The organism is Micromonospora arida (genome assembly GCF_003857035.1).
Taxonomy (GTDB): domain Bacteria; phylum Actinomycetota; class Actinomycetes; order Mycobacteriales; family Micromonosporaceae; genus Micromonospora; species Micromonospora arida.
Genome location: NZ_QGSY01000295.1, coordinates 1 through 3,535, shown reverse-complemented (window position 1 = coordinate 3,535; position 3,535 = coordinate 1). Strand labels below are relative to the sequence as shown.

Below are 3,535 nucleotides of genomic sequence, written 5' to 3'. Positions count from 1 at the left end.
AGGTTGGCCTGGTAGTCACCGGCCAGCGAGGTGCCCAGGTGCGACTGGAAACCCACGCAGTCGATCGGCACGCCACGGGACTTGAAGTCCCGCACCATGTTGTAGATCCCCGTCGACTTCGCGTTGACCCCATCGGTGTTGTAGTCGTTGTAACACAACTTCGCACCCGGATCCGCAGCCCGCGCCGCCCGGAACGCCGCCTCGATCCAGTCGTTACCGGTGCGCTGCAGGTTCGAGTCCCGCCGCCCACCCGAACCACCATCAGCGAACGCCTCGTTCACCACGTCCCAGGCATAGATCTTGCCCCGGAAGTGCGTCGCGACCTGCGTGACGTGATTGATCATCGCGCTGCGCAACGCGCTGCCCGACATGCCCTGCGCCCAACCCGGCTCCTGCTGGTGCCACAACAGCGCGTGCCCGCGCACGCTCATGCCGTTGGCCTGCGCGTGACTGACCAGACGGTCACCACCGGTGTAGCTGAACCGACCCTGCTGCGGCTCGGTGGCGTCCCACTTCATCTCGTTCTCGGCCACGACACTGTTGAACTCACGGTTCAGGATGGTCGTGTAGACGCTGGTGGAGAGCTTGTTCGTCGCGACGGCCGCGCCGAAGTAACGGCCCTTCTCGGCCGCCGAGGCCCGGAGGGTCGTGCCGGCGCTGGCCGTGGAGGTCAGCGTCATCGTCATGCCGGCGGCGAGGGCACCAGCAGCGGCGATGGTCACCGCCGCTCGCAGGGCTCTTCTGTGATTCATGCGGATTCCTTCTCTGTGGTGGTGCAGCGATGGAGACGCACGCCCGAATCTGCTCCTGCGACATGGGAGACGTCAGCAACGGTCGCCGTCGCGGCAGCGGTGCGGGGAGTCCTGACCCGACGTCCGGCATGCCCTGGGCGGACGTCGCGGGTCGAGGTGCCACAGCAGGTTCGCCCGGTGAACCACAGGTGCGGCTGCCCTCAACCATCGACTGTGAGCGATAACATGCCGTTCGTCAAGTCGTAACCAACCGCCCCGGGAAACCTGTCGCTTCCTCGCAGTGGTGGGGCACGTCGCCCTGCTGCCGGAGCCGCGCCGAGCACGGCCCCGGCAGCAACAGTCACTGGAACGAGGCGTCGTCGACCAGGAGGCTGTCGGTGCCCTCGGCCGTCTCGACGTAGAACGCGGCGCTGGTCAGGGTGCCGCTCCACGACACTGTCGTGGTGCCGGTGAGCAGGGTCCAGCCGTTGACGTTCACCCCCACCGCCGGGGTCAGCTGGAGGTAGTTCGTCGTGCCGTTCGCGGTCAGCGACAACGTCGCCTTCGCCGACGGGGTGCCGCTCTGTGCTCGTACCCAGACGTTTGTGGTGTAGCTCCTGCCGTTGGTGAGCTTGGCGGTCACGTCCTGACTGGGGCCGTTCCAGGCACCGGTCCGGCCGGTGATCGACAGCGATCCGCTGCCGCCGTGCGTGACGGTGGTGTTCCTGGCGAGGGTGCCGCTGCCGTGCACACCCCAGCCCGTCGTGCCGTTCTCCACGTCGCCGTTGGTGAGCAGGTTGGTGACGCTGCCGCCGGTGCCGCTGAACTGCCACCAGTTGATGTTGAACAGGTTGCCGCTGCCGCCGGCGAAGCGCAGGTAGAGATCATGTGTGCCGGTCGCCCCGCTGACCGCGCAGGTGGTGGTGCTCCAGGTCTGCCAGCCGCCGGTGCCGCCCACTGTGCAGGTGCCCACTGTCGGGCCGTTGGCGCTGTCGAGGCGTACCTCGATCCGGCCGCCGCTGGTGGCCGACGCGACCCGGGCGCTGAACGATGTCGCACCCGCGCCGAAGGCGACGCCCTTGACCTTGACGTAGTCGCCGTTCTCGATCCAACCGACGTTCATCCCGCCCTCGCTGGACGCCTCGGTCTCGATCCCCGAGCCCCAGGCGATCGTTTCGGCCTCCTGGCGCACGTACGGGTTCAGCGTGCCCACCTGGGGGGCACCGGTGTTCGTCATCGTGATCGTCGGGAACAGGCCGTTGCTGGTGTAACTGAACTTCTCCACCGCGACCGAACGGGTGTAACCACCGCCACCGGGCAACGCCCCGTTGTGATAGAAGAAATACGAACCGCCCTGGAAATCGATCACACCCGCGTGATTGGTGAAGCTAGCGCCCTGCCGCGGCATGATCGTTCCCCGATATGTCCACGGCCCCGTCGGCCCGGTCGCCGTGGAGTACGCGATGAACTCGGAGCAGCACTCCGCCGCAAACACGTTGTAATACAAACCGTTGCGCTTGAACACCCACGGGCCCTCCTCATACAGGGTCGGCCGACTCGCATTACCGTTACGGGTACCGAACCCCGCCGTCGTGAGTGGAATGCGCGTCGCGCTGCCGGAGAACGAAATCATGTCCGGGTTCAACTTCACGTACCACAGACCCGGGTTACCCCAGTACAGGTACGCCTGTCCGTCATCGTCGATGAACGCGTGCGGGTCGATTTCGTTGTTGCCGACCAGTGGTCGACCGAGCGCGTCGCGGAACGGCCCGGTCGGGTTGTCGGCCACCCCGACGCCGATGACCATCTGTCCGTTGGAGCGCTGACGCACCGGCACATACCAGTAGAATTTTCCGTTACGCGGAACGACCTGCCCGGCCCACGCGTTGGCGTCCGCCCACGCGAACGTCGCCAGATTCATCGGCGAGCCGTGATCGGTCCAGTTCACCATGTCGGCGGATGAGTACACCCGCCACTCACGCATGGTGAAATAGGTGGACCCGTCCTCGTCATGTCCGGTGTAGAGGTAGACCCGGCCGTTGTGCACCATCGGCGCCGGGTCGGCGGTGTAGATGTTCTGGACGATGGGGTTGTCGGCCTTGGCCGCACCCGGGATCAGTGCGAGGACACAGGCCATGCTTGCCAGCCAGGCGATGGCGCGCCTGGCCCGGCGGGTGGCCCGAGTTGTGGTTCGATCCTTCACTTTCACGATTACTCCCACAGAGAGTGCGCGTGCGGATGTCTGACTGGGCGAGCCGCCGCTGTCCGGCGGCCGCTCGGACGGGCTTTGCCGTTCAGGCAGCGGGCAGCACGATCGCCGACCGTGTTAGCGCTAACAGCTCTAAGCGAATGCCCCCTCCCCCATCTGACCTGGATTTTTGTGAGGCGCGGGATGACCGTCGTAACCACATCGCAGCATTGAGGTATCGACGTTGACATCGAAGATTTACGATGCACGGTACTGAGCGACCGGACGGGCGTCAACGGAGGGAAGCCCACCGTCGACTGTCACGCACGGTAACGCTCCGATGAGCGTGAGCCCCGCGGACGTCCGTCTCGGACCACAGCCGCCACTGGACCCGGTGACCTCGGGCCAGGTCGTCGCGCGGATGGGTCGGCGAGGTGCCCCGGGGGTTGCGGGCATGTTAACGACGAACTATGTTAGCGATCACATCGATGTGCCGCGATAAGCGCAGGGGTGGGCACCCGGCGTCCACGGCGACCCACGTCCCACCCACCCCACCGCACCCGGCGTCGGCCCTTTGCCGCCGACGCCGGGTGCGGTGGGGTGGGTGGGACGTGGG

Annotated in this window: 2 protein-coding genes; both read right to left on the bottom strand. The window is 66.3% G+C overall.

Annotated features, from left to right (window positions below; translation table 11 throughout):
• Positions 1-752 (bottom strand): endo-1,4-beta-xylanase (locus DLJ58_RS29700; RefSeq protein WP_148098018.1); only part of this gene is annotated, 752 nt, incomplete at its 3' end.
• Positions 753-1,092: 340 nt separating this feature from the next.
• Positions 1,093-2,940 carry a family 43 glycosylhydrolase gene (locus DLJ58_RS29695; protein ID WP_425271357.1) on the bottom strand — a complete coding sequence of 616 codons (1,848 nt, stop codon included), beginning with the start codon at positions 2,938-2,940 and terminating at the stop codon, positions 1,093-1,095.
• Positions 2,941-3,535 lie beyond the last annotated feature (595 nt).